The sequence below is a fragment of the Saccharopolyspora hirsuta genome (genome assembly GCF_008630535.1).
GTDB classification, from domain to species: Bacteria; Actinomycetota; Actinomycetes; order Mycobacteriales; family Pseudonocardiaceae; genus Saccharopolyspora; species Saccharopolyspora hirsuta.
Genome location: NZ_VWPH01000001.1, coordinates 663315 through 688257, shown reverse-complemented (window position 1 = coordinate 688257; position 24943 = coordinate 663315). Strand labels below are relative to the sequence as shown.

Below are 24943 nucleotides of genomic sequence, written 5' to 3'. Positions count from 1 at the left end.
GAACGTCCAGGCGGGCCGGGCGGCCACTCCCTTCGAGCCGCACCACCAAGGCCGGCAAGAAACTACAGCCTCACCCGGCCCGCCCGGGTGATCTACCCATCGGCAGATCAACTACCAACTTAAGGAGAATCGTGGAGGAACGGAGAACCGCCGCGATCCGGCAGCTGGGCCCCGGCGGGGTGCGGACCTCGGTGTTCGGCCTCGGCTCCTGGAACACCTGGGACCGGATGGACTTCGCCGACGCGGTCGCGCTGATCTCGACCGCGGTCGAGCAGGGCGTCACGCTGTTCGACGTCGCGCACTACAACATGGGCCCGCACGCCGAGCAGGCGCGCACCGACATCATCTTCGGCGAGGCGGTCCGCGCGGCGGGGATCGATCGGGAGCGCTACCAGCTGTGCGGCAAGCTCTGGCTGTGGGAGTACCCGCGCACCGGCTTCGCGGAGCAGCTGACCACTTCCCTGGAGCGGGTCGGCGTGGCGCACCTGGACACCGCAGTCGTCGGCGACTACCTGGAACGGCCGGACGTGCGGCAGATCGTGCTGGACGTCAACGAGCAGATCCGCGCGGGCCGGATCGGCAGCTGGGGCGTGAACAACTGGATCGCCGCGGACCTGGAGTCCGCAGTGGACTTCGCCGCGCGCGAAGGGCTGGCGCCGCCGTGCTTCGCGCAGCTGAAGTACAGCATCGTGCGCCGTTCGATGGCCGAGGGCGGTCCGTACGGGCGGTACTTCGACAGCGGCGCGCTCGCCCTGCAGGCGTCGGACGTCTTCGAGGGCGGCATCCTCGCCGGGCGCAAGCACCCGCAGCGCAAGATCGGCGCCGATCCCGGCAACATCCGCGAGCGGATCCGCGCAGCGGCCGACGACGTCGCGGCGGTGGCGGCCGAGTTCGGCGCGACCGCGGCGCAGGTCGCGATCGCGTTCTGCCTGGAGCACCCGGCGACGGCCAACGTGCTGTTCGGGGTGAGCCGCGCGGAACAGCTGGCGGACAACCTGGCCGCCTTGCGCCTCTGGCGGGAGCACGGGGCGCAGATCCGCGCGGCGCTGGAGCACCTCTGGCTCGACCGGGAGGTCAGCCCGGACGGCACCTGGTGATCAGCCGAGGAATTCCAGCGCTGCGGCGCGGAATTCGTCGCTGGCCAGGGCTCCGAGGTGATCCCCCGGAACGCGGACCACTCGGCCCTGCGGCAGGTGTCCGGCGAGCTGGTCGATGCCCTGCGACATGGGGTCGTCCGCTCCCCCGACCAGCAGGGTCGGCACCTGCGGGGCGGAGGCCGCCGGGTCGAACGGTTCGCTGGCCAGGCCTTCCACCAGGGACAGCAGGGAGTCGGTTGCGCAGCCGGGGCCCGTCGCCATGTCCAGCACCATCGCGGTGAGGGGATCATCGAGTCGGTGGCCGTTGCGCGCGGCGGAGCGCGCGGCGGCCACGTCCACCGCGGCGAACGGTTCGACCGGGCTCAGCCCGCCGAGCACCAGGCGGCGGACCGGGATCCGGGTTGCCGCAACGAGATCCCAGGCCAGCCGGGCGCCGAGGGAGTATCCGATCACGTCGGTGGAATCGGTGCTGATGCCCTCGGTCGCCGCGGCGAGGGCCTGCAGGACGCGGGCGGTGGTGGCGTCGGCGGCGGAGTCGATGCGGGGGCTGGTTCCGTGGCCCGGGAGGTCGACGACCAGGACTTCTCGTCCAGCTGCGGCGAGGGGCTGGGCCCATCGGCCGGCGGGCCAGTCACGGGCTCCGGTGGAGGCGAAGCTGTGCAGGAGGACGACCGCCGGACCGGTGGGGCGGGTTGGGGTGGTGTGCGTGATGGCCAGAGGTTTCATTCTACGAATGTAGACTAACGTGGTCTTCGAAGGGAGCCACCGTGCGGGGCCGGAGGATCAGTGGTGATACCCGGGCGGGTTGGTGGGGAGGGGTGCGGTTGGGTTTGGGGTTGCTTTCGGGTTCAAAGCGGTGGGTGGTTGCGTTGGGTGACGCAATTTCGATTGAAATTGGCTGCGTTGCGGTTGTTGACGGAGCCTGCGGTGGTGAGGTGCGCCAATTTCAATCGAAATTGCGGCCCTCGCCGCTACGCCCCAGGTCGTAGTACAGGGGCGAGGACGACGACCACTAGGTGGATCCGCCTCCACAGGACACCGAGGCTCCTAAGGACGAGCCCGGCTCACCAACCCACCGCATCCTTCGGCACGTCCGGGCGACGTTCCTACCGCCGAAGCACAAGCCCCGCCACTGTCCGACCTGGGGTCCAGCCGCCTCCTCCATGCCCCACCCCCGCGCTGTCCTCTCGTGACGGCAGGTGGGTCAGTCGGTCACGTGGCTCAGGAAGCGGTTCACGTAGGCTCGGTGTTCCGGGATCAGCGTGCCGTCCGGGTACATCAGGCAGGTCACGTTCGCCCCTATGGACACCCCGATGACTTCGCCCGCCAGGGCCATCACCTCGGGGGCGTCGGGGCTCTCGCCCCTCCCCCTGGCCGCGGCGATGCGCTCCGCCAGCTGGGCTCGCCAGGTGCGGAGGTGCTGGCGGTAGAGCTCCGCCAGGTCTTCGTTGGCGACCGAGTGCTCCCAGAGGGCCAGGAGGACGCGGGCCGAGTCGATCCGGTACTGGTCCAGCGGCAAGGCCGCTTCCACGTAGTGGCGCAGGGCCTCCAGCGGGTCCTCCGGGGCCGGGCCCTGCTCGCCGATGCGCTCGTTCATCTCGGCCAGGACGCTCTGGAAGGTCGCCGCGATGATGCTGTCCTTGCTCGGGAAGTAGCGCTTCAGGGCACCGTTGGCGTAGCCCGCCGCCGCGACGATGCTGCGCATGGTCGCGGCCTCGAAGCCGCCCTCGATGATGAGCTGCTTGGCGACCTCGACGATCTCCCGACGTCGCTGGTCGTGATCGATGATCTTCGGCATGGCCTCTACGTTGTGCTCGACTCGTCCCGGTTGCGCAGCCGGAGCCACGCCCGCCTGCGCTCGGCCTGCCGGTCCGGATCGGCGACCGGGGACGCGAGCAGCAGGCGCTGCGTGTACGGGTGCGCCGGACTGCGCGTGATCGTCCCGTTCGCCCCCGACTCGACGATTCGCCCACCGTACATCACCGAAACCCGGTGGCAGATGCGGCGCACCACACCCAGGTCGTGCGAGATGAACAGGTAGGCCACCCCGGTCTCGCGCTGGATGTCGACGAGCAGGTCCACCACCACCGCCTGGGTGGTCAGGTCCAGCGCGCTGACCGGTTCGTCGCAGATGATCAGCCGCGGCCTGCGCACCAGCGCCCGGGCGATGGCGATGCGCTGCCGCTGCCCGCCGGAGAACTCGCCGGGGTAGCGGGTCGCCGCGTCGGCGGGCAGCCGCACCCGGTCGAGCATCTCGGCCACCGCCGCGCGGGTGGCCTCCCGGTCGGCCCCGGCCGCGCGCAGCGGCTCGGCCACCGCCTGCCCGACCGTCATCGCCGGGTCCAGCGAGCCGTACGGGTCCTGGAAGACCACCTGCACGTCCGCGGCCAGCCGACGCCGGGCCGCACCCCGGGCGCGCGTGGTGTCGCGCCCGCCGATGCGGATCGAGCCGGACGTCACCGGGCACAGCCCGAGGATCGCCTTGCCCAGCGTGGACTTGCCCGAGCCGCTCTCCCCGACCAGCCCGACGCACTCCCCCGGCCCGATGCTCAGCGACACCCCGTGCAGCGCGCGGAAGGTGCTGCGGCCACGGCGGTAGTCCACCACCAAGTCCTCCACCCAGACGGCCTCTCCGCGATTTTCAGTGGTGGTTGCGTTTTCGACTGAACTCGCGTTGTGCGGTTTCTTGTGGCCGGGTTGCGTCACGGTCCCCTGAGGTGCGGTTTCGCCGGGGTCGGGGCTGTTCATGCGTGAGCCTTCCGGTCTTGTGCTTCGTCCAGTTCTGTGCGGGTTTCGGTGGTTTCCTGGGACGCTTGGATGAGTTCGGTTGTGTAGGGGTCCGCCGGGTTGGCGAAGATGCGGTCCACCGGGCCGGTTTCGATGATCTCGCCGTTCTTCATCACCGCGACCCGGTTGCAGATGTCGGCGACCACTCCGAAGTTGTGCGTGACGATCACCAGGGCCATGCCTCGTTCGGCTTGCAGTTCTCGGAGGAGTTCCAGGACTTCGGCTTGGACTGTGACGTCGAGGGCGGTGGTCGGTTCGTCGGCGATCAGCAGGCCTGGGTGGCCTGCGACGGCTCCGGCGATGAGGACTCGCTGCGCCATGCCGCCGGAGATCTGGTGCGGGTAGCTGGCCAGCAGCCGCTCGGGGTCGGCGAGGCCCACGCGTTGCAGGATTTCGCGGGCTCGCTCGCGGGCTTGTGCCCTGCTCAGGCCGTGCACCGCGCGCAGCGGCTCGACCAGCTGGTATCCGATGGTGTAGCAGGGGTCCAGGTTGCTCATCGGTTCCTGCGGCACGTAGCCGATCTCGGCGCCCAGCAGCGCGTGCCGCTTGGCGCGCGGCAGGCCGCTGACCTCACGCCCGCCGATCCAGATGGCGTCGGCGACGCTGTGCGCGGCGGCGGGCAGCAGGTCCAGGGCGGAGAACACGGTCTGCGACTTGCCCGATCCGGACTCGCCGACGATGCCGAGGACCTCGCCGGGCGCGACGTCCAGCGAGACGCCGCGCACCACCTGCCTGCCGTCGCGGTAGGAGACGCGGAGGTTCTCGATCCGCAGCGCGGCGTCCTCCGGGGCGTGCACCAGTTCGCCGGTGCTCCGGCTGCCGGGCTCGGCCGGATCGCGCCGGGCGCGCTGCGGCTCGTCGGTCCGCACGCTCACCAGGTCCGCCAGCGTCGAGCCCGCGAACGCCAGCGCCGCGATGGTCAGGCCCAGCGCGGCCGAGGGCCAGAGCAGGATCAGCGGGTGGTTCAGCATGGTGCGGAAGCCGTCGTTCATCATCTGCCCCCAGCTGGGGGTCGACGCCGCACCCACCCCGAGGAACTGCAGGCCGGTCTGCATCCCCATGGCGATGCCCGCGGTGAGCGCGGTCTGGATGATGATCGGGGCGCGGACCGCGCGCAGCACGTGGCTGCGCAGGACCTGGACGTCCGTCAGGCCCGCCACGCGGGCCGCGTCGATGTAGGGCTCCTTGCGCACCGCCAGCGCTCGGGAGCGGGAGATGCGGTAGTAGCCGGGTGCCATGAACACGCCGATCGTCACCATCAGCACGGTGAAGTTCGATCCGGTGCCCGCAGCGACGATGAGCAGCACCACCATGCCCGGCACGGACTGCACCGCGTCGCTGAGCCACGAGCTGATCCGGTCCACCCGGCCGCCGAGGTAACCCGCCGCGACACCGCTCGGCACGCCCAGCGCGATCCCGGTCAGGCATGCCACGGCAGCGCCGTAGACCGTGGTGCGGGCACCGAAGAGCAGGCGGCTGAAGATGTCGCGCCCCGTCGAGTCACCGCCCATCAGGTGGCCAGGTCCCGGCGGGGCCTGGGCCAGCGTGAAGTCCACGTGGTTGGGGTCGTGCGGCGCGAGCAGGGGTGCGAGCAGCCCGGCCAGCACCACCAGCAGGAGCACCGCCAGGGCGAGGACTCCCACGGGGCGGCGCAGGTAGCGCCGCCAGAGGCCGCGGTCGGCATGCGCGGTTGCGGTCACTTCTCACGCACCTTCGGGTTGACCCACCCGAGTACGAGGTCGAGCAGGAAGTTGACGACGACCACGAACACCACCGTGACGGCGGTCAGCCCGAGCAGCGTCGGGATGTCGCCGATCTGCGAGGCGGACTGGGTGAGGCTGCCGATGCCCGGCAGGTTGAACACCACCTCGACGACCACCGCCCCACCGAGCAGTCCCACGAACATCAGCGCCAGCACGGTCAGCGCCGCAGGCGAGGCGTTGCGCAGCACGTGCAGCGCCACCCGCCGCTCGGGCAGGCCGCGAGCCCGCAGGGTGCGGACGAAGTCCTGGCCGCCGACCTCCAGCAGGCCGTTGCGCAGCTGCTCGGCGACCAGCACGATCGCGGTCAGCGACAGCGACACCGCGGGCAGCGTGATCGAGCGCAGCCACCCCAGCACCGACTCGTCCGGGGACACGTACCCGACGGCGGGGAACCAGCGCAGCTGCACGGCGAACCAGAGCACCAGCACCAGGCTCACCCAGAACCCGGGCAGCGCGAACAGGACCACCGAGGCCAGCTTCAGGCACCGGTCCAGCAGGCCGCCCGGCCGCTGCCCGGCCACCACGCCGATCACCAGCCCCAGCGCGGCGGCCAGGAACGTGGCCGCGAGGACCACCGACAGCGTCACCGGAACCCGCAGCGCGATCTGCTCGGAGACCGGCTGGAAGCTGCGCCACGAGGTGCCGAAGTCACCGCGGAGCGCGTGCGAGAACCAGTCCCAGAACTGCACCGGCAGCGGCCGGTCGAGCCCGAGCTGCTGGCGCAGCGCGGCCTGCTGCGCGGGCGTGGCGTTGTTGCCGAGCAGGCCGGGCGTCGGGTCGCCGACCGCGAGGTGGGCCAGGAAGAACGACCCGCAGGTGACCACCAGCAGCAGGACCAGCCCGGACAGCAACCGGCGGATGGTGAACTCGAACATGTCGCACCCCTGCCGGGATCAGCCGCGCTGGACGAAGCGGAGGGTGGGGAACATCATCCCGGTGATCGGGGTGACCCGGATGCCCGGAACGCTGAAGTAGGTGTTGTCCGCCTGGTACCAGACGTCCTGCCAGGCCAGGTCGACGAGCAGGGCGTTGAGTCGGCGCACCAGCGCGATCTGCTCGTCGCCGGACGCCGCTTCGACCTGCTCGACCAAGGCGGCGACCTCGGGGAACGCCTCCACCGACGGCTCCGGGTTGTACCACTGCTCGGTGGTGAACCGGCCCGCGACCGAGGCCATCGGGTTGGAGTCCATCGCGATGACGGCCACGAACATCGGGTAGGTGGCGGCGTTCTTCTGGTAGTCGGCCTGCGACATCTGGTCCCAGGTGACGGTGATGCCGAGCTGGCCGAGGGTCTGCTGCACCGCGGGCTGCCAGGCCTGGAAGATCGGCGACATCGGCATCCGCACCGGGAACCCCTGCGGGTAACCGGCTTCGGCCAGCAACCGCTTGGCCTCGGCCAGGTCGTGCGCGTAGCGGTCGTCGAGCGCGGGGTCGTGGGCCGGGTCGCCGACCGGGAACACCTGGCTGGTCACCGCCCCGCCGCCCTGGCCGACGGCCTTGAGGATCGCCGCGCCGTCGAAGGCGTGGTTGATCGCGCGGCGCACCCGCACGTCGCCGAGCGGCGCGAGGCGCTTGCCGGTGCGGTCCACGAACTGGATGCCGACCCACGAGGCGACCTTCGAGGCGACGTTCCAGCCGTTCTGCTGGGCCTGCGGGATCTCCGCGGGGTTGGCGAAGGCGACGTTGAGCTGCCCGGACAGCATCGCGTTCAGGCTCGCGGTCTGGTCGGTGATCGGGAACATCTGGATCCCGGTGAACGGGTAGGTGGCGCTGTCCCAGTGCTGCGGCTTCTTCGCGAACACGTACTGCGCGCCGACCGTCGACTCGGCGGCCCGGTACTCGTACGGGCCGGAGCCGACCGGGTTGGTGGCGAGGTCGCCGCGGTCGATCGCGGCCGGGGACGCGATCCAGCTGCGCCCGAGCCCCATGAAGTACAGCAGCGTGTCGTCCTTCTCGCGCAGGTGCAGGGCGATGGTGCGCTGGTCCACCTCGGAGACGTGGTCGACGTTGAGGTACGCCTGCCCGGAGCGCGCCCCGGACCGCAGGTGCTCGAGGTTCTTCACCGCGGCCGCCGCGTCGAAGGGCTGCCCGTCGGCGAAGGTGACCCCGTCGCGCAGCTGCATGGTCAGCGTCCGGGAGTCCGGGGAGAAGGTCCAGGAGGTGGCCAGCGCCGGGATCGGCCGGGAGTGCTCGTCCAGCGCGACGAGCGGGTCGTAGACCGCCGACAGGTAGGGGCCGTCGAAGCCGATGTCGGCGTTGGCCGGGTCCCACGAGGTCACGTCCTGGAACGTGCCCATCTTGAGCTGGTCGGTCGCTGCGCCGGAATTCCCGGCGATGCTGGTGCACGCCGCCGCGGTCAGCGCGAGGACTGCGGCGAGTGCGGTTTTCCATAGCCTGTTCATGGATCTCTGCCTCCGGCGACGGGGGGCGCTGATGAACCGTTCGAGACGGGAGGATCCTCGCCACCGGCAGGGGATTCCCGGGCGGGCGGGACGCGGGGGAAGGGGCCCGTTGCTCGCCGCCGCACCGCGTCGTGGCCGTTGAGTCTACGTATGTCGGCTAAAAAAGCAATGGCCTCGCCCGGATCCGCCTGCACGAGGCCACTTCCCGCCAGTCCGGATCAGATCGCGTCGGCGACGATCACGCGCGGACTGCCCGGCAGCGCGAGGACTTCCCGCTGCTGCCAACCGGTTTCCCGCAACCACCGGTGCACCTCGGCCGCCGGGTACACCACCGTGCCGTCGATGACCAGGTACTCCGCCGCGTGCAGGGCGTCGATGCCGCGTTGGCGCTCGTCGTCGTCCAGCAGGAAGTCCAGCAGCAGCAACGTCGCGCCGTCCTCGGCCGCCGCCCGCGCGCGCCCGAGGATCGCCCGGTTCTGCTCCGGGGCGAACCGGTGGATCACGTGGTTGAGCATGACGATGTCGTGCGCACCGCCCGGATCCGCGGCCTCGGTCGGCACCGGGTCGATGCGGGCACGTCCGGTCAGCCCCGCGGATTCCAGCGCCTCGGCGATAACCTCGGTCGACTCCGGCGCGAAGGCGAAGCGCACCGACAGCTCGGGATTCGCCCGCATGGCACCGATCGCGAAGGCCGGTGAGAGCCCGCCGAAGTCGAGCATGTCGCGGTACGGCGCGAAGTCGAAGCTCCTGGTCAGCATCGCCGCGTGCAGGGCGTTGTAGCGCATGACCCCGGCCAGGAACGTCGCCCACCGCTGCTCGTCCATCCGCAGCTCACCGGGCTCGGCGGAGTCCGCGGTGGCGTCGAACTGCGACCACTGCTCGAAGCTGATCTCGTTGAGGAAGCGGAGGAACGGGTGCAGATCCACCTCCCCCGACCCCGACAGGTATTCGGCCGCGTCGGGGGCGAGCCGGTAGGTGCCGTCCCGGCGGTCGAGCAGGCCCAGCGCGTTCATGCTGTCGGCCAGGATCCGCGCGGTCCGCTCGCTCAGCCCGGTGGCGTCGGCAAGCTTGTCGATGGTGTGCTCACCGGCGGCGAGTTCGCGGAAGATCCCGGTGCGCGCGGCGGCGAAGAGCTGCTTGGCACCCATGTACCCGATCGCGATGTCGACGATGCGGTCCGGTGTCGGCGGTGCGGACATGTTTCCTCCAGAACAACGGGTTCTTTGATCAGGAACGTTTATTTTCTACGACCGTATACGCACAATTCGGGGTGCGGAACCCCATCGATCCGGGAGACCACAGTGGACGAATGTCAGCCGATCCCGGTGCGGTCGTGGACGATCCGCCCGTCGACCACGGTCAGGTCGACGTCGACCTCCGGCAGCTCGCCGGGTGCGACCGCGAGCGGATCGGCTGCCAGCACGCACAGATCCGCGGCCATCCCGGGAGCGAGCACCCCCTTCCAGGCGGCAGCCCCGTCCTGGCTAGCCGGTTCGGCCGTGCAGCAGCGCAGGAGCTGCGCCATGCGCTGCCGCAAGTCGCTCGCCGGACCCAGCCATTCGTCGGCGGCCGCGATCTGACACCGCCAGTCGGGCGAGAGCACCGGCGCGTCCGAGGTCACGCACATCCGCACGCCCCGCTCCAACGCCTCTCCCAGCCGCCAGAAAGCTGCCGCCGAACCGGGCCCCAGCACGGCGTCGACCTGATCTCGCGTGCGCAGAGCGATTCCCGGCTGCACGTCGAGGCCGACGCCGAGAGCTGCCATGCGCTGCAGCTGCGCGGAGTTCGCCATGTCGCCGTGGATGACGTAGTGGCCGAGGTCCGCAGCGCGCTCGGCTTGCGCCCGTTCGACCGCGTCGAGAACGACGTCGATCGACCGGTCACCGGTGGCGTGCACGCCCACCTGCAGGCCAGCCCGGTGCGCGGCGGCGACCATGCGGGCCAGGTTGCCTTCGCGGTCTGCGTCGTCGTCGCCGTCCACGAGCAGGCTGGCCGCAGTTCCGTCGGCGTAGCAGCAGTTCGTGTAGGCAGAGCGCATCGGCGGGATCCCGTCGGCGAAGATCTTGACGCCCGCGAACCGCAACCAGCGGGGATCCGCGCTGGACCGGTGCGCCGCGAGCCCCGCCAGCACATCGGGCAGCGAGCTCCGCCCGTCGAGCTCGCCGTACAGCGAGAGCACGGTGACGCGGGCGTTCAGCCGCCCTTCCGCTGCCAGCTCGCGGTAGAGCCCCACGACGGAACTGCCGAACGCACCGGTCGGCCCGTCGTCCTCCCCCGGTCCGAGCCCTGGTTCAGTGTAGCTGGTGATGCCGAGGGAGCTGAGCAGTTCACCGGCGCGCAGGATCGCCGCACGGCGTTGTTCGTTGGTGCGCAACGGATTCCACGGGCGCGCGGAATCCCCGTCGAACAGGGTTCGCGGCCAGAGCGCGCCGAGCCAGGTCGCGTGCAGGTGCGCGTCGTTGATCCCGGGCAGGACCGCCCGTCCGGACAGGTCGATGATCCCGGTTCCGGGACCGGCGTGCGCCAGGACCTCGCGATCGTCGCCGACGTGCACGATCCGCCCGCCCCGCAAGGCGATCGCGGTCGCGTCCGGGTGCTGATCGGTGATGGTGCGGACGACCCCGCCGCGCAGGACGAGGTCGGCCGCTCCCCGGGTGCTGCCCTCCGGTGCACGCACGGGCACCCCTTTCTCCGCCGTGGACTCGACATTTGAGTCAACACCTGTAGACTAACCCAGGTTCGCGCCGTTGCACCCGCTCGATCCGAAGGAGCTGGCGACCGTGCACACCACCGTTCCGCGCCACCGCATCGGGACCACCGACCTCGAGGCCTCGGCGCTCTCGCTGGGTTCCTGGCACACCTACGACCGGGTGGACTTCGCCGACGCGGTGGCGATGGTCCGCTTCGCCCTCGACCGCGGCGTCACCCTCTTCGACGTCGGCGTCTACGGCCTGCCGGGCGCTCCCCCGGTGTTCACCGACGTGCTGTGGGGCGCGATCATGCGGGCCATCGGCATCCCGAGGGACGAGTTCCTGGTCTCGGCGAAGCTGTGGATCGAGGGCTTCGGCCCGCGCGGTTTCCGCCCGCAGCTGGAGAACACGCTGCTGCGCACCGGGCTCGACCACACCGACCTGGTGGTCCTCGGCGACCTTCGCCGCCACGACGTGCCGCTGGAGGACCTGGTCGGCGACCTCGCCGAACTCGCCGAGGCCGGACTGATCCGCGCCTGGGGCGTGAACAACTGGTCCGCGAAGAACATCACCGCCCTGCGCGCCATCGCCGACCGCGACCAGGTGCCCGGACCGCAGCTCGCCCAGCTGAAGTACAGCATCGCGCGCCGGTCCATTCCGGACGGTGCGCCGTTCGCCGAGCTGTTCCGCACCGGGTTCCAGCTGGAGGCCTCCGACGTGCTGGAAGGCGGGATCCTCGCGGGCAACACCACCCCCGAGCGCGCCATCGGGCGCGACCCGGGCGGGGTGCGGGAGGCGATCGTCGCATCCGTCCCGGTGCTCGCCGACCTCGCGCACAAGCTGGACACCACACCGGCGCAGCTGTGCGTCGCGTTCACCCTCACCCACCCGGCCAACGTCTCGACGCTGGTCGGCGCGAGCCGACTGGCGCAGGTCGAGCAGAACATCGGCGCCTTCGACCTGCTGGCGCGCATCGGCGCCGAGGAGCTGCGCGCGCTGGTCGAACCGTTCTGGGCCGACCGCGACGCCGTCGACCCGGAAGGACCCTGACAGGAGGCGAAATGCCCCACACCCCAGTGCCTTTCGACCCCGAGGTGGACATCGCCTGGGAAACACCGACCCGATCCGACTACACCGCCGAGGCACTCCCGGACCTGCGGCGCGCCATGGCTTCGGCGTTCCCTCCGGTTGCGGAGGTCATCGGTGACCGCCCGGTCGACGTCGCCGAGCACACCGCCCCGGGTCCGGACGGCGCCCCGGACATCGCGCTCACCGTGCTGAGCCCGCGCGGCCGGGAACACCCGGTTCCCGCGCTGTACAACATCCACGGCGGCGGCATGATGGTCGGCACCCGGGACATGGACAACCAGCGCCTCGTGGACCTGGTGCTGGAACTCGGCGTCGTCGCCGTCAACGTCGAGTACCGCTTGGCACCCGAGCACCCGCACCCGGCGCCGGTGGAGGACTGCTACGCGGGCCTGGTGTGGACCGCGGCGCACGCGGCGGAGCTCGGCATCGCCCCGGCGCGGATCGTGGTGATGGGCGGTAGCGCGGGCGGCGGCCTGTCGGCGGGAGTGGCGCTGCTGGCGCGCGACCGCGGCGGTCCGGCGCTGGCCGGTCAGCTGCTGTTGTGCCCGATGATCGACGACACGAACACCACGGTGTCCAGCCACCAGTACCGGGGGCTCGGCCCCTGGCCCCGGGAGGCCAACCTCGCGGGGTGGTCGGCGCTGCTCGGCGGTGCCACCGAGGTCTCCCCCGCCGCCGCGCCCAGCCGGGCCGCCGACCTGTCGAACTTGCCGCACGCGTTCGTCGAGGTCGGCAGCGCCGAGGGGTTCCGCGACGAGGACGTCGACTACGCCCGGCGGATCTGGGGCACCGGCGGCAGCGCCGAGCTGCACGTGTGGAGCGGCGGCTGCCACGGCTTCGACATCCTCGCCCCGGCGGCCGAGATCACCCGGGCCGCGCTGGCCGCGCGGCTGTCCTGGCTGCGGCGGGTGCTGGCGCTGTGACCCCGGTTCCCTACGACCCCGAGCTGGAACCCGGCCTGGCCGCTTTCCTCGACCTCGTCGAGCCGATCCCGCTGCGCGCGGACACGATCCTGGCCAACCGCGAGCACTTCGACACCCTCGTCCCGCCGATCGAAGCGGTGGTCGGCGACCGGCCGGTGGAAGTCGAGCACGTCACGGCCCCAGGACCGCCGGGCGCACCGGACGTGCCCCTGACCGTTTTGCGCCCGAGCGGAGGGGCCAGCGGCGCTCCGGGCATCTACAGCATCCATGGCGGCGGAATGGTGCTCGGCAACCGCGCCTTCGGCGCTGCCGGGCTGGTCGAGGACGTGCTGAGGTTCGGCGCCGTGGCAGCTACCGTCGAATACCGCCTCGCCCCCGAGCACCCCGCGCCCGCCGCGGCCGAGGACTGCTACGCGGGCCTGCTCTGGTTCGCCGAGCACGCCGAGGAACTCGGCGTGGACCCGGCGCGCGTCCTGGTCGGCGGGTCGAGCGCGGGCGGCGGGCTGAGCGCGGCCGTGGCGCTGCTGGCGCGCGACCGCGGCGGGCCCGCGCTCGTCGGGCAGCTGCTGGACTGCCCGATGCTCGACGACCGCAACGAGACGGTGTCCAGCAGGCAGTACGACGGGCTCGGCGCCTGGGACCGCAACAACAACGACACGGCGTGGAACGCGCTGCTCGGACCGCGGCGCGGCACCGACGAGGTCACGCCGTACGAGGCACCGGCGCGCGCCGAGGACCTGTCCGGGCTGCCACCGGCGTTCGTCTCGGTCGGTGCCGCGGAGGTCTTCCGCGACGAGGCCGTCGACTACGCGACCCGGATCTGGGCGACCGGTGGACGGGCCGAGCTGCACGTGTGGTCGGGCGGGTACCACGGCTTCGCCGGGTTCTCCCCGGCCGCGGCGGTGTCCCGGGCCGCCGCGGCGGCGCGGGACTCCTGGCTGCGCCGGGTGCTCGGCACGAGCTGAAGGCCGGCCGCGTGCTTTCCCGAGGGGGAATGCGGGAAGCACGCGGCCGACATCGATCATCGTACCTGTCGTTCGGGCGCACCGGTTCGCCCGATCGCCCCACCGTTTCGCTTGGCGCAGCAGCGGATTCCGGCTGCTCGCAGCTCAGCGGTCCGAGCGCCGGTGGACCCGGCGACCGGCGAACCAGGTCTCCTCGACGACCGTGCTGGCCACCTCGGTCACCGGGCCGTCGAACGGGTTGCGGTCGGTGACGACGAAGTCCGCCGACTTGCCCGGCACGAGCGACCCGGTCACCTCCGCCAGCCCCATCGCCCGCGCCCCGTTGAGGGTGAACACCTCGATCGCCTCAGCCAGCGACAGCGCCTGCTCCGGCCAGAGCGAACCGGCGTACGCCCCGCTGGGGTCCTGCCTGGTCACCAGGCCCTGGATGCCCTCCCACGCGTTCGGCGAGGTGCTCACCGGCCAGTCCGAACCGCCCGCCACCAGCGCCCCGGAGTCCAGCAGCGCCCGGTTGGGCTGCATCCGCCCGGCCAGCTCCGGCGGGCGCACCTCGGCGATGGCCGCCGGGATGACCCCGGGGAACCACAGGAACGGCGAGATGTCGGCGCTGACGTCCAGCTCCGCGAAGCGCGGCACGTCCTGCGGGTGCACGAACTGCCCGTGCGCGATCTGGAACCGGCTCGCCCGGTTGCCGTCCGCGCGGACCTTCGCCACCGCGTCCAGCGTCGCGCGCACCGAAGCATCACCCGTGCAGTGGATCTTCGCGGACAGCCCGGCCTCGGCCACCGTCCGCAGCCAACCGGCGAGCTCCTCCGGCGGCATGCTCAGCTCGCCGTGGTGGTGCGCGCCGTGCACGTGGTCGGGCAGGTAGGGGTCGAGGAACGCGGCGGTGCGCGTCGGCGGCACCCCGTCGAGGAAGATCTTGACGAAGCCCGGCCGGTGGTGCGTGCTGCGGTACCGCTCCCCCTCGGCCAGCAGCTCCGCGCCGATCGGGGAGAACCCGAAGATCGGGTCGTTGATCAGCATCGAGCTGACCACCCACGCGGTGAGCTCGCCGTCGCCGTCCAGCTCCTGCAGCGCCCGCATGACCTCCCGCGACGCACCGGCGTCCTGGAAGGCGGTGATGCCGTAGGAGTGCAGGATCTCCACCGCCCGCCGCGAAGCGCGGCGGTGCTGCTCGGCGGTCGGGGCCGCGGCGTCGTGGACCGCCCGGGCCGCGGCGATCCCGGCGCGCTCCAGCAGCAGCCCGGTCGGGCGCCCGGTGTCCCGGTCCCGCACGATCGCCCCGCCGTCCGGGTCCGCGGTGTCCGCGCCGATCCCCGCCAGCTGCAGGGCCCGCGAGTTCACCCACCGGTTGTGGTGGCTGTCGTCCGACAGCAGCACCGGCCTGCCGCAGGACGCCTCGTCCAGCGCCCGCAGCGCCTGCTCCCGGGACAGCTCGCCGACCAGGTGCGAGCCCCACGACCCGCCGACCACCCACTCGTCCGGCCCCGACGCCCGCGCCCGCTCGGCGACGGCCGCGAGCACCTGCGCCAGGTCGGCCGCGGGGTCCACGGACAGCTCGAAGAGGTCGGCCATCCCGGCCAGCGCGTGGTGGTTGTGCACGTCGACCAGACCGGGCGTCACGAACGCGCCGCCGAGGTCGACCACCGCGGTGCCGGGTCCGCGGTGCCGGGCCACCTCGTCGCGGTCGCCGACCGCCAGCACCTTCTCCCCGGATATCGCCAGATCCGTCGCCCACGGCCGTTCGGGGTCCACTGTGTACACGGTGGCGCTGGTCAGGATCAGGTCTGCGGTGTCCACGGCAGCTCCTCAGCGGGCGGGGTCGTACTCGGCCGGGTGCACGGTCGTGCTCAGCAGGCGCCCGTGCGCGCCGAAGGTGAAGTGGGTGGCCTCGGTACCGGACTCGTCGAGGCCGAACAGCGCGCCGTGGGAGCGGATGCTGCGCGCGTTCCGGTGGTCGGCCACGGTGACCGCCGCGCACGGGATCACCTTCTCCCGCCAGGCGAACACGTGGATCCCCGGGCGCAGCTGGTAGGTGATGTGCTCGTCGGTGTCGGCCAGGCCGCGCTCCGGACCGGCCAGGCAGTGCCAGGTGTACCAGTGCGGGCTCAGGTAGACGTGCTCGTAGGCGTGCTCCTCGCTGTACACCCACATCACCCGGCGGCCCACCAGGCTCGTGGTCGGCGCCGGTTCGGCACCGGTGACCTCCGCGCCCTCGATGACACCGGGCATGAACCCCTGCGACACCCGCGGCGCGGTGTCGCCGATCGTGCTCACCACGCTCAGCGCCCGGCCGCTGCGCAGGTCCAGCAGCAGCGACACCGCGTCGTTCGGGCGGGAGCTGGTGTGGAACTGCACGTAGTGGAGCTGGTCGTCGACCTCGAACGCCTCGTAGCGGTCCGCACCGCGCTCGTCGCCGTGCGGGTCCCCTTCCGCCGCGACGTAGTCCCAGCGCACCTCGTCGCGGGTGAACTGGTGCTCGACGCGGGATCCGTTGGCGTTGACCAGCGTGATCGTGCGGTCGACCAGCGCGGTGGTGGTCGGCCCCTTGTTGGCGTCGAAGCCGTCGGCGAGCTCGTTGAGCGGCGGCCAGGTGGCGGTGTCGGAAAGCGTCGTCATCGATCGTCCTCGGTGACTTCCGGTGGCGGGACGTGCTCGACGATCCCGCCGGGCGCCCGGCGGTGTCTTGTCCCGGACTGCACCGTCCTTGTCGCTGCGTGCACGCGCACCGCCCGATCGGCGCCACCGGCGCCGGGACCGCGCCATGCTGTGCGCCTCCCGGTTCCGCGGTTTCGAGTGGAACTGCGCGGAAACCGGCACCCCGGGCAGTGTCCTCCTCCGACATCCCGACGACGAATGGGGTCCGCCATGCCGACCACCGGGCTCACCGCCGCGCCCGCGCGCACCACCTCGGACCGGGCTGCTGGCACCTTCATCGGTGTCTACAGCGCGGTGCTCTACACCGTGCTGCTGACCGCCCCGGTGATCGGCGGCGCGCTCACCGCGCAGTTCGCCCTGACCCCGGGCCAGCTCGGCGGGCTGTTCTCGCTGGAGCTCGGCGCGTTCAGCCTCGCCACCCTGCCCGCCTACCTGTGGCTGGGCCGGATCGACCCGCGCACCGCGACCTACTGCTGCACCGCGGTGTTCATCGCGGGCAACGTCGTCTCCGGGCTGCTGGACAGCTTCCCGCTGCTGGTCGCGGTCCGGGTGATCACCTCGCTGGCGGCCGGGTCGATCACGATCGTCCTGCTCAGCCTCAGCGCCCGCACCTCGAACCCCGGCCGCGCGTTCGGCATCTTCGTGGTGAGCCAGCTGGCGATGGGCGCGCTGATCCTCGCGGTGTTCCCGGTCGTGTTCGCCGGTGCCCCGGTCGCGGCGGTGTACTGGACGATGGCCGCGCTCGGGGTGCTGTGCCTGCCGGTGGTGCGCCTGCTGCGCGGCGGCCTGACGGCGCAGGAGCCGACCTCGCGGCGCACGCCGGGCGTCCGGTTCGCCCTGGGGCTGGCGGGGATCTTCCTGTTCTACGTGGCGCTGAGCGGGGTGTGGACGTTCATGGCCGGGATCTCCTCGGCGGCGGGCACCGACCTCTCCGACACCAGCGTGGTGCTGTCGGTGGCGACCGCGGCCGGGATAGGCTCCGCCCTGATCGCCACGCTCATCGGCGACAGCCCGCGCCGCCGCACCTACCTGCTCAGCGGGTACGCGGCGCTGACCGCGAGCATCGCGCTGCTGCTGGGCGGGCCCGGCCTGATCCGGTTCGCGGTGGCGGCCGTGGTCTTCAAGTTCGCCTGGACGTTCCTGCTGCCGAACCTGCTGACCGCGCTGGCCGCCGTGAGCCGCGGAACCCAGGTCATGAACAGCGCGAACCTGATGATCGGCGGCGGATTCGCGATCGGCCCGTACCTGGCAGGCCTGCTCGTCGGCACGACGAGCGGCTACACCGCGATGCTCTGCGTCTCCCTGGCGGCGGTCCTGCTCTCCACCGCCTGCGCCGCCGTCATCTCCAAGTCCTGACCCGCCGGGAACGCGATTTCAATGGAAATCGCACCTCCGATTTCCATTGAAATCGGACCACATCGTGGCCCGGCTCAGCGCAGGTCCGTCGGCGGGTGGCCGTACTCGGCGCGGAACACGCGAGTGAAGTGGGCGTGGCTGGCGAAGCCCCAGCGGTGCGCGATGTCGGCGATCGTGCGGTGCCGAATCGCGGGGTCGGCGAGGTCGCGCCGGGCTCTCGCCAGCCGTCGGCGCAGCACGTAGCGGGCCGGGGTGTCGCCTTCGGCGGCGAACAACCTGCCCAGGTGCCGCACGGACATGCCGATCGCGGCGGCCACCCGGGCCGGGCTCAGCTCGTGGTCGCCGAGGTGGCGGTCGATGTAGTCCTTGGCCGCGAACAGCGGTGCCGCACCGCCGCTGGCCAACGCCCGCAACAGGTCCAGCACGGTCTCGTCCGCGCCGTCGGCCACCGCCTCCGGGCGAGCCGCCACGTCCTCCAGCAGCGTGCGCAACGCCCGCAGCGCCGCGCTGTCCGCGCTGAACCGGACCGGACTGGGCACCTCGGCGAACAGCTCGCGCGGGATGTCCACCAGCAGCTGCCGCATCGGCGCGGCGAAGCCGAACAGGTAGGACCGGCGGGTGTCGTACATGACCAGCTCGCCCGCGCCGAGGGTGAGGCAGCCCTGCCCGTGGTAGAACACGGCCTCCCCGGACAGCACCAGGCTGGCGAACACCGAATCCTTCGGCAGCGCGCGGCAGGCCGCCGAAGTCCGCTCGATGACGTGCTCGTTGCCCGCGATGTCGGCCATCCGCAGCGCGCCGAACCGCACGTTGGTCTGCGTCGCCAGCAACCCCTGCTCGGCATAGGGCGAGCAGGTCAACCCCACCAGGGCGCGGCGGTTGTACTCCTCCCACGCGGCCACCCGGTCCGCGGGATCGACGTCGACAGTGGACACTCGCGAGATCAGCGAGACAGCCTGGGTCATCACGGCCTCCTGCCGAAGCGCCCCGTTGCGGGAGGCAGGGTAACCCCGCGCCGCGATCCGCCTCAAGCAGCCAGGTAACCGCCGTCCACCGGCACCACGGCCCCGGTGACGTAGCGGGCGGCCGGTGAGCAGAGGAACTCGATGACCGACGCGACCTCGCCGGGATCGCCGAGCCGCCCCATCGGGATGCGCGCCAGCACCGCGGCGGACGCCACCGGATCGTCCAGCACGCCCCGCGCCAGCGGGGTGACCACGAAACCCGGTGCCACGCAGTTGACCCGCACCCCCAGCGGCGCGTACTCGACGGCCAGCGAGCGGGTCAGCTGGCTGACGCCACCCTTGCTCGCGCTGTAGGCGGGCCGGTCGGCGCTGCCGGTGAAGGCGAACATCGACGACACCGCGACCACGGAACCACCAGTCGCGGCCAACCCGTCGCGAGCAGCCGAACAAGCGGTCAGCACCGAGGTCAGGTTTACAGTGCCGCCTCTCCGGGATTCACAGTGGTGGTTGCGTTCAGGAGTGATCTCGCGTTTTCGGGGTTTCTTGTGGCTGGGTTGCGCCACGGTCCCCTGAGGTGCGGTTTCGCAAGGCTCGGGACTGTTCGTGCATGCAGGCCGGTGGAAGGCTGGGAACGCGCTTTCCCCGGCTCTGGACGTCACGAGGGCAACCAGGACCACGCCGCAAGTCCCATCACAAATCGCGCCCCGATGCCCGAGGTCCCACCGGTGATCACCACCGTCACGGCCGCACCACCACCTTCACCTCGCCCGCACCGGCGCGCAGGCCCCGCTCCACCACCTCGTCGAGCGCCACCGTCGAGGTGACGATCCGGGAGAAGTCCACGCCCTCGGAAGCCAGCCGGATCAGCTCCGGGAAGGTGTCCCGGTACCCGACCGTCGCGATGATCGACTGCTCCCGGTTGACCAGTCCGAAGGCGTCGAAGTCCAGCCGCCCGCCGAGCCCGACGAGCACCACGCGCCCGCCCGCCCGCGTCGCCGCGAGACAGGTGTCCAACGTGGACTGGATGCCGACCACCTCGAACGCCGCGTCCACCTCGGGCACCTCGCGCCCGGTCCCGGTGGCGCCCAGTTCGACCGCCAGGTCGCACCGCGCCGGATCCGGGTCCACGCCGTGGACGCGGTCGATTCCCAGCTGCCGCGCGAGCAGCACGATCAGCAGCCCGATCGGCCCCAACCCCACCACCGCGATCGACTCACCCAGCCGCACCCCCGACCGGCGCAGCGCGTGCAGCGCCACCGAAGCGGGCTCGAAAACCGCCGCCTGCTCGAAGGGAACGTCCTCCGGCAGCACGTGCGCCATGTAGGCCGGGATCGTGGCGTACTCGGCGAGTCCGCCGTGCCCCATCAGGCCCGCGAACCCGAAGTGCGCGCAGATGTTGTACTCCCCGGCCCGGCACCGAGCACAGCGCCCGCACCGGTAGTGCGGTTCGACCGCCAACCGGTCACCTTCGGCCAGACCGCGCACGCCGGAACCGACCGCGGTGACGGTGCCGCAGAACTCGTGCCCGAGCACCAGCGGCGCCACCACGCCGGACTCCGGGTGCGGCCGGTCCACCGGGATCGCGTGCGGCCCGTCGGCGAACTCGTGCTTGTCGCTACCGCAGATCCCGCAGTACGCAACCCGCAGCTGCACCTCCCCCGGTCCGGGCGCCCGGACCGGCACGTCGCTGATCCGGACATCCCCAGCACCGTGGTAGACCGCGGCTCTCATGAAGCTGGTCATGCCTCCGCCTCCACGCGTCGGTCGAGGGCCAGCGGTGCGGTTTCCCGCAGGCCGAACGACAGCAGGGTCACCACGACCGCACCACCCACCGCGATGAACATCGCCGCTTGCAGGCCCCACTCATCGGAGGCCCAGCCTGCGAGCATCGGAGCCAGGAAGCCGCCGCAGAGCTCGCCGATCCCCATCACCAGGCCCAGCGCGGTGGCCAGGGCTCGGCCCGGGACCGTTTCGGCCGGGATCGTCGCCATGAACAGCGTGAAGCAGCCCAGGCCGGTGTAGGTGAGCACGACGATCGCGCCGAGCAGCAGCGGGTGCGCGACCAGGACCACGGCCAGCGGGCAGAGCGCGGCCACCGCGGTGAAGGCGATCATCGTGCGGCGCCTGCCGATTCGGTCCGAGACCGCGGGCGTGGCGAAGCCCCACAGCACCCAGGCGATGCCGAAGCAGGCCATCACCGCGCTCATCGTGGCGGGCGGATAACCCTTCACCGCCGCCAGGTACGTCGGGGCGAAGGTGATGATCACGACGAACCAGGTGAGGTAGCAGGCCGCGATCGCCATGCACAGCACGATGTTGCGCTGCTTCAGCAGCTGCCCGACCGGCACCTTCGGCCCCGGTTCGACGGTCACCGCCACCCGGCCGCCCGGCGGGACCTCCCGCACCGACCGGGCCACCCACGCCGCCAGGACCAGCCCGGGCACGATCGTCAGCAGGAACGCCGAGCGCCAGCCGACGTGCTCGGCGGCCCACACCACGACGATCGGCGAGACGATCCCGCCGAGCAGCCCGGCCGAGGAACCCTGCACCAGGCCCATGTTCAGGCCGCGCCGGTGCGGCTGGGACGCCTCGATCATCAGCGACTGGGCCATCGGCAGCACCGCACTTCCCGATCCGGTCCGACACGGTGCCCACGACCATCCCGGACACCGCCCAGGTCAGCGCCAGCACCCCGGACAACGCGCCGAGCTGGGTGTTCGACAGCGGGAAGTCCTCGCGGATCATCGGCGCGAGGAACGACAGCGCCTGCCGGTCGAAGAACACGAAGCCGAACGACAGGAACAGGATCAGCAGCAGCCGGTTCTGGTAGCGGGCCGGGTTCACGGCGGCACCCGCTCAGCGGAACAGCGCGTTGACGTAGTCCGCCCCGATGCCGACGGCGTCGTAGTGCTTGCGGCACAGCTCGATGTAGTCGTGCACGTCGAAGTAGCCGGTGGTGCTGCCGTTCTCGTCCAGCCAGATCAGCGGGCCCTTGACGACGAACATCGCCTTCATCGGCTCCTCGCTCTCGTAGGCGACCAGGGTGTGGCCCTCCCCCGGCGCCTCGTAGACGAAGTCGCCCGCCGAGGCGGTCCACGGCCGCTCCAGGTAGCCCCACTTGCCGGAGATGGTGTAGGCGAACACCTCGTGCGGGTGGTAGTGCCGGTTGACCAGCCCGGCCGACTTGGCCCGCAGGATGTCCGACCAGGAGTTGTCCTTGACGTTGATCCACAGCGGCCGGGACCCGACGGTGTCGGAGAACGGCGCGTAGTAGCGGTCGTCGTCGGTGGCCACCTGCGACAGGTAGACCTCGGGCTGCGCGTCCGGCTTGAAGGAGTTCTCGATCGGCTTGAGGTCCTTCCAGAACTCCGTGGTGGGCTGCTCGGGCATCTCGGCCGCCTTTCGCGAATCGGAACCAGGTCCTGGCATCCAAACCCGCCGACGCCCACCGGGTCTTTCCGCTGCCGGACCTGTCCTTGCCCGTTCCGGACACGCACCCCTCCCGATGCGTTGTAACAGCTGCTACATTTCGGCCTGTGACAGAACCTCACCTCCGCTGGTTGGTCCTCGTGATCAAGGTCCCGGCCGAACCGTCCCGGCACCGGGTCGCGGTGTGGCGGGAGCTCCGCAAGGTCGGAGCGCTCTCCCTCGGGCAGGGCGTGTGGAGCGTGCCCGACGTCCCGGTGTTCGCCGACGGGATCGCCCGCGCCGTCGAGCTGACCGAGCAGGCCGGTGGCCGGGCCCTGGTGCTGGACGCCGCCGGGCGCGGCGAGGCCGACTCCGCCGCGCTGCAGGCCCAGTTCACCGCCGCGCGCTCGGCGGACTGGACCGAGTTCCTGGCCGACTGCGGCAAGTTCGAGGCGGAGCTGGCCAAGGAGATCCGCAACGCCAAGTTCACCCTGGCCGAGCTGGAGGAAGAGGAGCAGTCCCTGGAACGGCTCCGGCGCTGGCACCGCGACCTGACCGCCCGGGACGTCTTCGGCGCCCCGGAGGCGACCGAAGCCGCAGAACGCCTCAAGCAGTGCACGGCCGCGTGCGAGGACTACGCCGAACGCGTCATCGGCGCGCTGCACGACTCGAACGGTGACCAGTGAACCGCCGGATGTGGCCGCTCTACGCGGCGGGCTTCACCACCGCCTTCGGCGCCCACGGCATCGCCGCGAACCTGGGCGGCTTCGCCGACGACGCGGTCACCTCCCTGCTGGTGCTCGGCGGGCTGCTCGCCCTCTACGACGGCGCCGAAGTCCTGCTCAAACCGCTGTTCGGCACCCTCGCCGACCGCATCGGCGCGCGCCCCGTGCTGCTGGGCGGTCTGCTGGGCTTCGCCGCGGCGTCCGCGACCTACGTCCTCGCCGACAGCCCCGCCTGGCTCTGGGTGGCCCGCCTCGGCCAGGGCGCCGCGGCCTCCGCCTTCTCCCCCGCCGCCTCGGCGCTGGTGGCCCGGCTCAACCCGTCGGCCAAGCACGGCCGCGCCTTCGGCTCGTACGGCTTCTACAAGTCGATCGGCTACACGCTGGGCCCGCTGCTGGGCGGTGTCCTGGTGTGGGTCGGTGGGCTTCGGCTGCTGTTCGCGGTGATGGCGGTGCTCGGCCTGGCGGTGGCGATCTGGGCCCTGGTCGACGTCCCGGTGACCCCGCCGCTGCCCAAGGCCCGCCAGACGGTGCTGGACCTCGTCCGGCGCCTGACCGACCGGTCGTTCCTAGCCCCGACCGCGGCGCTGGCGGCGGCCACCGCCGCGCTGTCGGTGGGCGTGGGCTTCCTGCCGGTGACCGGGCGGCTCGACGGGCTGGGCCCGATCGCCACCGGTGCCGCGGTGTCGGTGCTGGCCGCCTGCGCCGCGGTCGTGCAACCGCTGGCCGGGCGGGCGCTGGACACCGGCCGCCTCGTCCCGTCCCGCGGCATCGCCGCAGGTCTGCTGGTCACGGCGGTGGGACTGCTCTGCGCGGCGCTGCCCGGCCTGCCCGGTCTCCTGCTGGCCGCCGCCCTGGTCGGGGCGGGAACCGGCCTGATCACCCCGCTCGGCTTCGCCTCGCTGGCCGCGGCGACCCCGCAGGAGCGGATGGGCCAGACGATGGGCGCGGCCGAGCTGGGCCGGGAGCTCGGCGACGCGGGCGGCCCGCTGCTGGTCGCCACCGTCGCCACGCTCGCCGGTCTGACCACCGGCTACACCGCGCTCGCCGTCCTGATCGCCCTCGGCCCCGCGGTCGCCTTCGCCGTGCGACTACGTCAGCGCGCGTAGTCGAAGTTCAGCTCCGGAACGGATGAGCGGATCCCTCCGGTCGGCCACGCTCGAACGAGCTTCGCCGACAGGAGGGATCCCGATGACGACCACGACAGCCCGTCCGAGCCGTCGGCTCAGCGGGCGCGGCCGCAAGGCGTTCCTGGCCGTGCACCTGCTCTCCGCGGCGGCCTGGTTCGGCATCGACCTCGCCCTCGGCACCCTGGTCGTCACGGCGCTGGTCACCGATTCCCCGCAGACCGCGGGCGCGGCGCTGCAGGCCGTCGGGATCTTCGCCGTCTGGCCGATGTTCGGCACCAGCCTCGTGTGCCTGGCCTCCGGCGCGGTGCTCGGCCTGGGCACCAAGTACGGGCTGCTCCGCTACTGGTGGGTGGTGGTCAAGCTGGCCATCAACGTGCTCTTCTCGGTGCTGATCGTCGCCGCGCTGCGCCCGGGGATCAACGAAGCGGCCGACATCGGCACCCGGCTCGCCGCCGGGGACACCACCGCCGAGATCCCGGCGAACCTGCTCGCCCCGGTGGCCGTCGCGCCGACGCTGCTGATCACCGCCTACCTGCTCTCGGTGTTCAAGCCCTGGGGACGGCTCCGCACCCCTGACCGTCACTCCGCACCGGCCCCCGAACCAGCGGTGTCGAGGTAGTCGAGCAGGCGTTCCCGGCTCGGCACGGGCCGGACAGCACGAACGCCCCGGGCGCGGTGCCCGGGGCGTTCGTCGAGTCCTTTCCGTTCAGTCGCGGACGGCCAGCGCCAGTTCGCCGTTGGCGTCCCGCTCGGCGTCGAGCGTCTTGTCCCCGAGCAGGGTGGCGACCTGCGATTCGAGGAACACCCGGACTCCGGACGCCTCGATCACCTCGTCGCCCTCCTGGGGCTCGTCGGCGATCGACGCCTGCAGTCCGTCCCCGGCAGGTGCGATGCGCAGCCCGGAACCTTCTTGAGAGTCACCACCGACGAGGACGAGCTTGATGACCTCGGCGGCGCTCTCACTGATGGTGAGCATGGTGCTCAA

Annotated in this window: 25 protein-coding genes; 9 read left to right on the top strand and 16 right to left on the bottom strand. The window is 71.7% G+C overall.

Annotation, left to right across the window (positions count from 1 at the left end):
* Positions 1-131: 131 nt before the first annotated feature.
* On the top strand, positions 132-1097 hold the full coding sequence (locus tag F1721_RS03050) for an aldo/keto reductase (RefSeq protein ID WP_387513145.1): 966 nt from the start codon (positions 132-134) through the stop codon (positions 1095-1097).
* Here F1721_RS03050 and F1721_RS03045 read toward each other — a convergent pair whose 3' ends face one another.
* From F1721_RS03045 to F1721_RS03010, 8 genes are all read right to left on the bottom strand, one after another.
* Positions 1098-1823 (bottom strand): alpha/beta fold hydrolase, encoded by a 726-nt coding sequence (locus tag F1721_RS03045; RefSeq protein ID WP_150064925.1) that lies wholly within the window; start codon positions 1821-1823, stop codon positions 1098-1100. It lies immediately after the preceding gene.
* A gap of 478 nt (positions 1824-2301) precedes the next feature.
* On the bottom strand, positions 2302-2895 hold the full coding sequence (locus F1721_RS03040) for a TetR/AcrR family transcriptional regulator (RefSeq protein ID WP_150064924.1): 594 nt from the start codon (positions 2893-2895) through the stop codon (positions 2302-2304).
* A 5-nt stretch (positions 2896-2900) separates the two neighbouring features.
* On the bottom strand, positions 2901-3701 hold the full coding sequence (locus F1721_RS03035) for an ATP-binding cassette domain-containing protein (RefSeq protein WP_246154088.1): 801 nt from the start codon (positions 3699-3701) through the stop codon (positions 2901-2903).
* A 140-nt stretch (positions 3702-3841) separates the two neighbouring features.
* Positions 3842-5584 carry a dipeptide/oligopeptide/nickel ABC transporter permease/ATP-binding protein gene (locus tag F1721_RS03030; RefSeq protein WP_150064922.1) on the bottom strand — a complete coding sequence of 581 codons (1743 nt, stop codon included), beginning with the start codon at positions 5582-5584 and terminating at the stop codon, positions 3842-3844.
* Positions 5581-6522: an ABC transporter permease gene (locus tag F1721_RS03025; RefSeq protein ID WP_150064921.1), complete on the bottom strand. Its 942-nt coding sequence runs from the start codon at positions 6520-6522 to the stop codon at positions 5581-5583. Before F1721_RS03025 ends, F1721_RS03030 begins: the two co-directional genes overlap by 4 nt.
* An 18-nt stretch (positions 6523-6540) precedes the next feature.
* Complete coding sequence (locus F1721_RS03020; protein ID WP_150064920.1) at positions 6541-8049, bottom strand: ABC transporter substrate-binding protein; 1509 nt, start codon at positions 8047-8049, stop codon at positions 6541-6543.
* Positions 8050-8267: 218 nt separating this feature from the next.
* Complete coding sequence (locus tag F1721_RS03015) at positions 8268-9248, bottom strand: methyltransferase (protein WP_150064919.1); 981 nt, start codon at positions 9246-9248, stop codon at positions 8268-8270.
* A 113-nt stretch (positions 9249-9361) separates the two neighbouring features.
* The gene (locus F1721_RS03010) at positions 9362-10732 is read right to left on the bottom strand and encodes an amidohydrolase (RefSeq protein WP_246154085.1); all 1371 of its coding nucleotides are present in this window, start codon (positions 10730-10732) and stop codon (positions 9362-9364) included.
* 64 nt (positions 10733-10796) lie between these two features.
* Here F1721_RS03010 and F1721_RS03005 point away from each other — a divergent pair, with 64 nt between their 5' ends.
* Genes F1721_RS03005 through F1721_RS02995 form a run of 3 tightly spaced genes read left to right on the top strand, consistent with a single transcriptional unit; the run spans position 10797 to position 13716 of the window.
* Positions 10797-11789 (top strand): aldo/keto reductase, encoded by a 993-nt coding sequence (locus F1721_RS03005; RefSeq protein ID WP_387513140.1) that lies wholly within the window; start codon positions 10797-10799, stop codon positions 11787-11789.
* Between the two features lie 11 nt (positions 11790-11800).
* Positions 11801-12751 (top strand): alpha/beta hydrolase, encoded by a 951-nt coding sequence (locus F1721_RS03000; protein ID WP_150064918.1) that lies wholly within the window; start codon positions 11801-11803, stop codon positions 12749-12751.
* Positions 12748-13716, top strand: a complete 969-nt coding sequence (locus F1721_RS02995) for an alpha/beta hydrolase fold domain-containing protein (RefSeq protein WP_211840291.1) — start codon at positions 12748-12750, stop codon at positions 13714-13716. The genes F1721_RS03000 and F1721_RS02995 overlap by 4 nt, the downstream gene beginning before the upstream one ends.
* Positions 13717-13860: 144 nt before the next feature.
* On the opposite strand, the gene F1721_RS02990 is transcribed toward F1721_RS02995, so the two are convergent.
* Entirely contained in the window at positions 13861-15519 is a 1659-nt protein-coding gene (locus tag F1721_RS02990) for an amidohydrolase (RefSeq protein ID WP_150064917.1), read from the bottom strand.
* Positions 15520-15528: 9 nt separating this feature from the next.
* Entirely contained in the window at positions 15529-16338 is an 810-nt protein-coding gene (locus F1721_RS02985; protein WP_150064916.1) for a molybdenum cofactor biosynthesis F family protein, read from the bottom strand.
* Between the two features lie 249 nt (positions 16339-16587).
* Between F1721_RS02985 and F1721_RS02980 the strand changes: the two genes are divergently transcribed.
* Positions 16588-17733, top strand: coding sequence for an MFS transporter (locus tag F1721_RS02980; protein ID WP_150064915.1), 1146 nt, complete (start codon positions 16588-16590; stop codon positions 17731-17733).
* A 74-nt stretch (positions 17734-17807) separates the two neighbouring features.
* Here the strand turns inward: F1721_RS02980 and F1721_RS02975 are convergent, their stop codons facing one another.
* The 4 genes from F1721_RS02975 to F1721_RS02960 form a co-directional block, all read right to left on the bottom strand.
* Entirely contained in the window at positions 17808-18698 is an 891-nt protein-coding gene (locus tag F1721_RS02975; RefSeq protein ID WP_150064914.1) for a helix-turn-helix domain-containing protein, read from the bottom strand.
* A 62-nt stretch (positions 18699-18760) separates the two neighbouring features.
* Positions 18761-19261, bottom strand: coding sequence for an SDR family NAD(P)-dependent oxidoreductase (locus F1721_RS34900; protein WP_281288735.1), 501 nt, complete (start codon positions 19259-19261; stop codon positions 18761-18763).
* 175 nt (positions 19262-19436) lie between these two features.
* The gene (locus F1721_RS02965; protein WP_246154081.1) at positions 19437-20441 is read right to left on the bottom strand and encodes an alcohol dehydrogenase catalytic domain-containing protein; all 1005 of its coding nucleotides are present in this window, start codon (positions 20439-20441) and stop codon (positions 19437-19439) included.
* Positions 20438-21310 carry an MFS transporter gene (locus F1721_RS02960; RefSeq protein WP_246154078.1) on the bottom strand — a complete coding sequence of 291 codons (873 nt, stop codon included), beginning with the start codon at positions 21308-21310 and terminating at the stop codon, positions 20438-20440. Before F1721_RS02960 ends, F1721_RS02965 begins: the two co-directional genes overlap by 4 nt.
* Positions 21311-21345: 35 nt before the next feature.
* On the opposite strand from F1721_RS02960, the gene F1721_RS34895 reads away from it, so the two are divergent.
* Positions 21346-21528 carry a hypothetical protein gene (locus F1721_RS34895; protein WP_246154076.1) on the top strand — a complete coding sequence of 61 codons (183 nt, stop codon included), beginning with the start codon at positions 21346-21348 and terminating at the stop codon, positions 21526-21528.
* A 26-nt stretch (positions 21529-21554) separates the two neighbouring features.
* On the opposite strand, the gene F1721_RS02955 is transcribed toward F1721_RS34895, so the two are convergent.
* Entirely contained in the window at positions 21555-22088 is a 534-nt protein-coding gene (locus F1721_RS02955) for a 2,4'-dihydroxyacetophenone dioxygenase family protein (RefSeq protein ID WP_150064912.1), read from the bottom strand.
* A 146-nt stretch (positions 22089-22234) separates the two neighbouring features.
* Here F1721_RS02955 and F1721_RS02950 point away from each other — a divergent pair, with 146 nt between their 5' ends.
* The 3 genes from F1721_RS02950 to F1721_RS02940 all read left to right on the top strand — a co-directional run bounded on the left by F1721_RS02950 (position 22235) and on the right by F1721_RS02940 (position 24577).
* Positions 22235-22792 carry a Chromate resistance protein ChrB gene (locus F1721_RS02950; RefSeq protein WP_150064911.1) on the top strand — a complete coding sequence of 186 codons (558 nt, stop codon included), beginning with the start codon at positions 22235-22237 and terminating at the stop codon, positions 22790-22792.
* Positions 22789-23937 (top strand): MFS transporter, encoded by a 1149-nt coding sequence (locus tag F1721_RS02945; RefSeq protein WP_342782913.1) that lies wholly within the window; start codon positions 22789-22791, stop codon positions 23935-23937. Before F1721_RS02950 ends, F1721_RS02945 begins: the two co-directional genes overlap by 4 nt.
* 82 nt (positions 23938-24019) lie before the next feature.
* On the top strand, positions 24020-24577 hold the full coding sequence (locus F1721_RS02940; RefSeq protein ID WP_150064910.1) for a hypothetical protein: 558 nt from the start codon (positions 24020-24022) through the stop codon (positions 24575-24577).
* Positions 24578-24664: 87 nt separating this feature from the next.
* Here the strand turns inward: F1721_RS02940 and F1721_RS02935 are convergent, their stop codons facing one another.
* Positions 24665-24934 carry a HesB/YadR/YfhF-family protein gene (locus tag F1721_RS02935; RefSeq protein WP_150064909.1) on the bottom strand — a complete coding sequence of 90 codons (270 nt, stop codon included), beginning with the start codon at positions 24932-24934 and terminating at the stop codon, positions 24665-24667.
* Positions 24935-24943: the final 9 nt, after the last annotated feature.